We start from the raw sequence: 6648 nt of genomic DNA, 5'->3' as shown, positions 1-6648 counted from the left end.
GCGTCCCACCAGCTGCTGCCGACCGAGCCGTCCAGCCCCACCCAGAACACATCCAGATGCTCGGGGGTACGGGCAACGGCCGTGACCGCGCCCTGGGCGGCCGATCCGGCGGGGGCGATCTCGAACGCGGCGTTCCAACGGCCGTTGTTGGCGCCGGCGTCCCACCAGCTGCTGCCGACCGAGCCGTCCAGCCCCACCCAGAACAGATCCAGATGCTCGGGGGTACGGGCGACGGCCGTGACCGCGCCGGCGCCCGATCCGGTCAGCTGTAATTGCTGCCGCACTCCCGCAATCTCCGATACCGCGTTCGGCACACCAAACCCTACGAGTAATGCCTCCATTTGATCGATCATTGGTTTCAGCACAGTTTGTTGGGTCTCGCGGCTGAACACGGTGTCCCGATAACTCCGAATCTGGTCGATCAATTGCGCACCACGCGCGGTGTCGTTGCGCACGAGTTTCGCGATCAACCCACTGGGGGCCACTCTGAAAATTACCGGCATAATGGGCTGCAAAATCTGGTCAATACCCCACGGAATCATTTTGAATTTGACGTCGTTCACACCAGGTGCTGCGACGGCATTCACGTCATTATAGATATACGTGTTATTGGTATTGTTTGCATAACCATCCCAGCTCTTCAGAAGAATCTCCATCGCATAGATTTTAATGAACTCATCCAGATCCAGCATCTGGCTCGCCCCAGCCACCCCATGCGCGGCGATCTGATCGTCGGCGAACTTCAAATCGGCCTTGTTGTCAAATTTGGACAGGTCCTCTGCCTCGATGAATGGCAAGCGCGCGCTGACGAAATCATCCGTGTGTGCAATTTCGTACAGATTGCCGTTCATATTGCCATTGAAATTGCGCTTGATGTAAGGCTTCATGACCGCTTCGACATTGACAAAGAGACCCGGACTGTTAACGCCGGCCGCCCCTTGGCCAACCGGCGCTCCATTCACAAACAATCGGGCAAAATTGCAACGCGAATGGGGCAATCCGGCCATACCGAGCAATTTGTAGCCGAGCGGCTGCCGAATATAGGAATTATCCTGAACCGAATTATTGAGCGTCACATAGCGTGACCCGATCAGGGCCCCGATCACCGGGACATTGGCGTCGCTGAATTTGCCGAAGTCAATGTGCAGGCACGGCTTGTCGCTGTTGACTGAGCCGCAGAACGATTTCTTTTTAACGCCCACCTGAGTAAACGTGGTCCGCGCGGGAAAGCTCGTCCCAGATATCTCGACCGAAGTTGCCTCACGCCACGTGTACCGGTCGCCGCCTTTCCAGTCAAAATTGCACCTACCACCGGCGGGCTCCTCGTTCCGCACCGCATCCCAATCAGCTTGCGGCATCGTAATCTTGATCGTTACAACATTGTCAAGTGCATAAAGGGAATCAAGTGCCTGTTGTGTTTCAGGCTTGACAGTGGTCATGTCATTGCCTTCCCGGCGAGTGATCCGACGTGATCGTGTTTACTACGTCCCCATAGCGGCGGAAGCAGCAAGGTCGCGGTCCGCTGAGCGGACCGGATTCGCGTCGGCTGCTCGGATGGGCAGGCGGTGGGCGCAGCCGGAGCCGAACCGCTCCCACGACTATAGAGTGTGTACATATACGGCCTGGACGGAACAGGCGAAGGTTCGGATGCGAATCCCTCTGTCGGGCAACACCAAGGTGTTTGCTGTGGCGTCGGCGGGCTGCCACAAACCCGGTCGATCACTGCGCGCCGACTCGCCGTTGACACTCGCGCGTGGAGCATCGATGATCGACGTTGCGAGCCGGCGCCCCTAGTCCCACCGTCGGTGTAAGGGGTGAACGGCTCTGCCCCGCGGCGCCGCGTGTTTCGGCCTGAGGTCCGAAATCATGGCGCGACTGGAGGAGAAATATGCCAAAAGCCCAAAGAATTATGATCATCCGCCATGCCGAAAAGCCTGATGTCGATAGCAAAGGGAAACACCACGGCGTCAGGCCGGACGGCGTCAAAAGCGAAGAATCGCTGACGGTGCGCGGCTGGCAACGCGCTGGGGCGATCAGCCTCTTGTTCGGCTCTGCCGAAATTGCCCAAACCCGCGGGCTTTCAGTACCTCAGCATCTCTACGCATCCGACCCTGAAAAAGCAGACAAAGCCGGCAGTAACAGCCGCAGGCCCCAACAAACCCTGACCCCATTAGCCAAACGCCTGGAGCTCATCATTAACGCGGATTGGTTGGCAGGCCAGGAAGCCGAGCTCTGCCGGGATGCATTGACAAAACCCGGTACGTCCCTGATTTCCTGGCAACATGAGCTGATCCCCGCTATCGCGGCCGCCATCCCCGGAGGGAATATCCTTCAAACGCGCACCTGGGACGACGCGCGGTTCGATCTGGTCTGGGTCTTTGACCTTTTGCCAGATGGCACCTATAGCTTCAAGGAATTTCACCAAGCATTGCTTTCTGGCGACCTGGATATTTGATATCGCAACCTTGATTAATTTGACCGCGCAGCAGCCGATCTCTGCGATCTCCGGCGAACGCGGGGTGTCCTGGGATACCGTCAGCTCGATCGCGATGCGCGCAAACCGCAGACCTGATCGCTGCTGCCGGGCCGGACCGGCTGGCCGGTGTACGGGTGATCGGGGTGGAAGAGCACCGCTGGGGGCCACGATGCCTGGGCGCCAACGGGTTCGTCACGTTGATCATCGACCTCAAGCCAGTCCACGATCAGCCCGGCCAGCACGGCTGCTCGACATGGTGCCCGGACGCGGCGCTGCACAGTTTGGCGCACTCCAAGAAATCGTCAACGCACTCTGAATTACGAAGAGACGGAAAACGTCGTAGCAGCCCCACGTCAACTGCAGGAGGACCCCATGCCCGTCAGATGGAAAAACGAACCCGACGATCGCGACTATCCCGCGGCTGGCGATTATCTCGCGCTGCTCGCCACGCCCGGGCAGATCAACGAAATTGTGGCGGCGCTGAAGAACGCACCGATCGTGTACAAGAAGGCCAAGGATCTGCTGCGCGCATCACGCCTGGCGTTGCTGCCGACGGACGACCCCCATGTGCGGGTTGATCTGAAGAAGATCAAGAAAGGCAAGCCCCTGTCGCCCATCCTGGTCGTGCGCGGTGAGCTCAGTACCGGGGTGGCCATGCAGATCGCCGACGGCTACCACCGCGTCTGCGCGAGCTACCACACCGACGAGAACATCGACGTCCCAGTGCGCATTGTCGCGGCGACAAAGTAGCCACCGGAGGTTTTGGGTAACGCCTCGAGCGCGGTAAGGTACTGGGCGTGCAGCGGGTGCTCCTTCTCGGACGCCGCGACGGGGCCTGATCCAGACCGGCTTCCTGTCGCGGGTGTTCGCGATGCGCCGGTCTAAGAATCTTGAGGCAACCAGCCTCTCCTTATTCCCCGGAGCAAACACCGTGACTAGCTTCTCCAAACCGTCGGGCGAATCCCCCGACGCATTCACCTCCAGTCGGACCATCAATAAACCGGCGGGACCGCCCCGTGACGGCCAGCCCGCGTGGAACACCCAACGCGGATCGTCGATGCCGGTCAGCCGCTACCGTTCCTTCGCCGATGAGGTCGAGCCGATCCGGCTGGCTGACCGCAGTTGGCCCGATCGCGTCATCGACAAAGCACCGCTGTGGTGCGCGGTGGACCTGCGTGACGGCAACCAGGCACTGATCGACCCGATGAGCCCGGCACGCAAGCGCCGCATGTTCGACCTGTTGGTGCGTATGGGCTACAAGGAGATCGAGGTCGGCTTCCCGTCGGCCAGCCAGACGGACTTCGACTTCGTTCGCGAGATCATCACCGACGGCGCGATTCCCGACGACGTGACCATCCAAGTGCTGACCCAGTGCCGCCCCGAGCTGATCGAACGGACCTTCCTGGCCTGCGAGGGTGTGCACCGGGCGATCGTGCACTTCTACAACTCGACGTCAATCCTGCAGCGCCGCGTTGTTTTTCGAGCCGACCGGGCCGCGGTGCAGGCGATCGCGACCGACGGTGCCCGCAAGTGCGTCGAGGAGGCCGCCAAATATCCTGGCACGCAATGGCGTTTCGAGTACTCGCCGGAGTCCTACACCGGCACCGAACTCGAATACGCCAAGCAGGTCTGCGACGCGGTCGGCGACATCATCCAGCCGACTCCGGACAACCCGATCATCTTCAATCTTCCGGCCACCGTCGAGATGGCGACACCGAACGTCTACGCCGACTCGATCGAATGGATGAGCCGCAACCTGGCCCGGCGCGACTCCGTCATCCTGAGCCTGCACCCGCACAACGACCGCGGAACTGCGGTCGCCGCAGCCGAATTGGGCTATCAGGCTGGAGCTGACCGAATCGAGGGCTGCCTGTTCGGCAACGGCGAGCGGACCGGGAACGTCTGCCTGGTGACGCTGGGACTCAACCAGTTCTCCCGCGGCGTCGACCCGCAGATCGACTTCTCCAACATCGACGAGATCCGTCGCACCGTCGAGTACTGCAACCAGCTGCCGGTACCCGAACGTCACCCCTACGGTGGCGATCTGGTGTACACCGCATTCTCCGGCAGCCACCAGGACGCGATCAACAAGGGCCTGGACGCGATGAAGGTCGCCGCGGACGCCGCCGATTCCGACGTCGACGACATGCTCTGGCAGGTGCCGTATCTGCCGATCGACCCGCGCGACGTCGGGCGCACCTACGAGGCCGTGATCCGGGTCAATTCGCAGTCCGGCAAGGGCGGCGTGGCCTACATCATGAAGGCTGACCACGGCCTCGCGCTGCCGCGACGGCTGCAGATCGAGTTCTCCGGAGTGATCCAGAAAATCACCGACGGAGAGGGCGGCGAGGTCACCTCGAAGGAGATGTGGGACGCCTTCAACGATGAGTACATCGCGCCGGTGCGGCCGCTGGAACGGATGAAGCAGCGCGTCGACGCATCCGAAGAAGACCACGGCGTCACCAGGATCGCAGCGACGGTGAAGGTCGACGGCGTCGAGACCGAGATCACCGGCTCAGGCAACGGACCGCTCGCCGCGTTTGTCGACGCGCTGGCGACCATCGACTTCGACGTGTCCGTGCTGGACTACTCCGAGCACGCGATGAGCGGCGGCGAGGACGCGCAGGCCGCGGCGTATGTCGAGGCGTCGATCGGCGGTCAAACGGTATGGGGTGTCGGTATCGCGCCGTCGATCACCACGGCGTCGTTGCGTGCCGTGGTGTCGGCGGTGAACAGAGCCGCACGCGCCTGAGGCGTCAAGCCGAGACCTTGGCCAGCAGCATCGCGGCCAGGGTCTGGGCTTGCACGCAGCTGCCGGCGCCCACGATCAGATAGATCCAGCCCTTGAGCACGTCGACCGTCGCCGGCGGAGCCACGAAGCAGAACGCCTGATCACCCAGGCCCGGGACGTTCTGGACCTGACCGGCCGACTGCTTGTTGACGGCGAACCCCTTGGACTGCGACTCGAGGCACTGGTTGTCGACCGGCTTCCCGTCGATGCAGTACTCGTTGTTCCAGTACAGCTTGTAGCTGACGTCATTGCCCGCGGTCGGAATGGACGTGCATTGCGCTTCACTCGGAGACTGGCTGCCTTGGGCCTCCGGATACGCGCTGCCCATTACCCGACTGATGTCGGATGCACTGAGCAGGCCGCAGAAGTTCTCCGGAACGTGCACGCCGGCCGTCTTCGGATCCGAGCCGTGGGAGCACCCGCACACCGCCGACAAGACCACAGCCACCGCCACACACAACTCGACACAGCGCTTGACCGGACTCTCGGAGCGAGATGCGGCGGTGGGCATAGACCAATCCTTACAGCACCCGGACAGCCAGCATCCGCGTGAGAAACGGCGCGCCGGGTTGGATCAACGAGACTCTGGCCTGATCGTCCGATTACCTGGCGATATGTCCCGGCTAGCTAGATGTGATTGTCCACACCACATAATCAGAAAAGAGCGAACTGCTCGCCCGCATGCGCCTGATCGACGGTCTCGTCAACGCCCGTGCCGATTGCCACCGCGCTGACGTGATTCATGAACTTCGCGTCGGACACCAACGGCACGCCGAGCTCATGAGCCATGCGGCCGTTGCCCCGCGCCGGACGGTGGTCGTTGCAGACCACCAGCGAAGTCTCCCGGTCGACCGCGTCGGCGTAAGCCAGCCCGGCGTGCAGAATCCGCTCGACCAGCTCCTCATGAGTCCGCTCGACCTCGGCCGCCAGCGCGACCCGCATACCCTGCACCAGCGGTCCGCCGCCGACGTAAGGACCCGGGTTGAGGTACGGGCAGCGCATCCGGGAGGCCAGCACCTTCAGCGGCCTCAGCTCGTCGTGAGTGACCTTGCCGCTGGGCCAATGCCGGCGGGTGACCGGTCGCACGGGCAGCCAGACATCGCGTTCGCGGGCCCGCTGCAGCGCGGCCGCCAGCACATTGGTCAGCACGACCGCGTCGTCGAAGGCGTCGTGCGCCCGCCGCTGCGTCACACCCCAGTGCGCCGCCAAAGTCTCCAACCGCAGGTTGTCGGTGCCCAGTTCCAGCCGGCGGGCCAGCTCCACCGTGCACATGACGCTGTCGATCGGCAGCGCGACACCGGCCAGCTCGGCCTCCGCGGTCAGGAAGCCGTAGTCGAAGGCAACGTTGTGCGCGACCAGCGTGCGCCCGCGCACGAGCTCG

General features: G+C 62.5%; 7 protein-coding genes. 3 read left to right on the top strand and 4 right to left on the bottom strand.

What is annotated here, in order from left to right; genetic code table 11:
• The coding region (locus VN856_RS22340; RefSeq protein WP_325693076.1) for a CotH kinase family protein at positions 1–1439 on the bottom strand (1439 nt) is incomplete at its 3' end.
• A gap of 449 nt (positions 1440–1888) precedes the next feature.
• On the opposite strand from VN856_RS22340, the gene VN856_RS22335 reads away from it, so the two are divergent.
• Complete coding sequence (locus VN856_RS22335) at positions 1889–2455, top strand: hypothetical protein (protein WP_325693073.1); 567 nt, start codon at positions 1889–1891, stop codon at positions 2453–2455.
• Between the two features lie 80 nt (positions 2456–2535).
• On the opposite strand, the gene VN856_RS22330 is transcribed toward VN856_RS22335, so the two are convergent.
• Complete coding sequence (locus VN856_RS22330; RefSeq protein WP_325693070.1) at positions 2536–2766, bottom strand: hypothetical protein; 231 nt, start codon at positions 2764–2766, stop codon at positions 2536–2538.
• An 82-nt stretch (positions 2767–2848) separates the two neighbouring features.
• Here VN856_RS22330 and VN856_RS22325 point away from each other — a divergent pair, with 82 nt between their 5' ends.
• Positions 2849–3226 carry a hypothetical protein gene (locus VN856_RS22325; RefSeq protein WP_325693068.1) on the top strand — a complete coding sequence of 126 codons (378 nt, stop codon included), beginning with the start codon at positions 2849–2851 and terminating at the stop codon, positions 3224–3226.
• Positions 3227–3347: 121 nt separating this feature from the next.
• The gene (gene leuA / locus VN856_RS22320) at positions 3348–5228 is read left to right on the top strand and encodes a 2-isopropylmalate synthase (RefSeq protein WP_414687022.1); all 1881 of its coding nucleotides are present in this window, start codon (positions 3348–3350) and stop codon (positions 5226–5228) included.
• Between the two features lie 4 nt (positions 5229–5232).
• Here the strand turns inward: leuA and VN856_RS22315 are convergent, their stop codons facing one another.
• On the bottom strand, positions 5233–5778 hold the full coding sequence (locus VN856_RS22315) for a hypothetical protein (RefSeq protein WP_325693063.1): 546 nt from the start codon (positions 5776–5778) through the stop codon (positions 5233–5235).
• A gap of 143 nt (positions 5779–5921) precedes the next feature.
• Positions 5922–6648, bottom strand: a 727-nt coding sequence (locus VN856_RS22310) for an exonuclease domain-containing protein (protein ID WP_325693061.1), incomplete at its 5' end; no start/stop codon positions are given.

Source organism: Mycobacterium sp. (genome assembly GCF_035603715.1).
Lineage (GTDB): Bacteria > Actinomycetota > Actinomycetes > Mycobacteriales > Mycobacteriaceae > Mycobacterium.
This window is presented reverse-complemented; position numbering and strand designations above follow the sequence as displayed.

What these genes read in the sequence shown, in the direction of transcription:
- VN856_RS22335 (WP_325693073.1), top strand. Translation starts at nt 1,889, where the DNA reads ATGCCAAAAGCCCAAAGAATTATGATCATCCGCCATGCCGAAAAGCCT.
- VN856_RS22325 (WP_325693068.1), top strand. Translation starts at nt 2,849, where the DNA reads ATGCCCGTCAGATGGAAAAACGAACCCGACGATCGCGACTATCCCGCG.
- leuA (WP_414687022.1), top strand. Translation starts at nt 3,348, where the DNA reads ATGCGCCGGTCTAAGAATCTTGAGGCAACCAGCCTCTCCTTATTCCCC.
- VN856_RS22315 (WP_325693063.1), bottom strand. Translation starts at nt 5,778, where the DNA reads ATGCCCACCGCCGCATCTCGCTCCGAGAGTCCGGTCAAGCGCTGTGTC.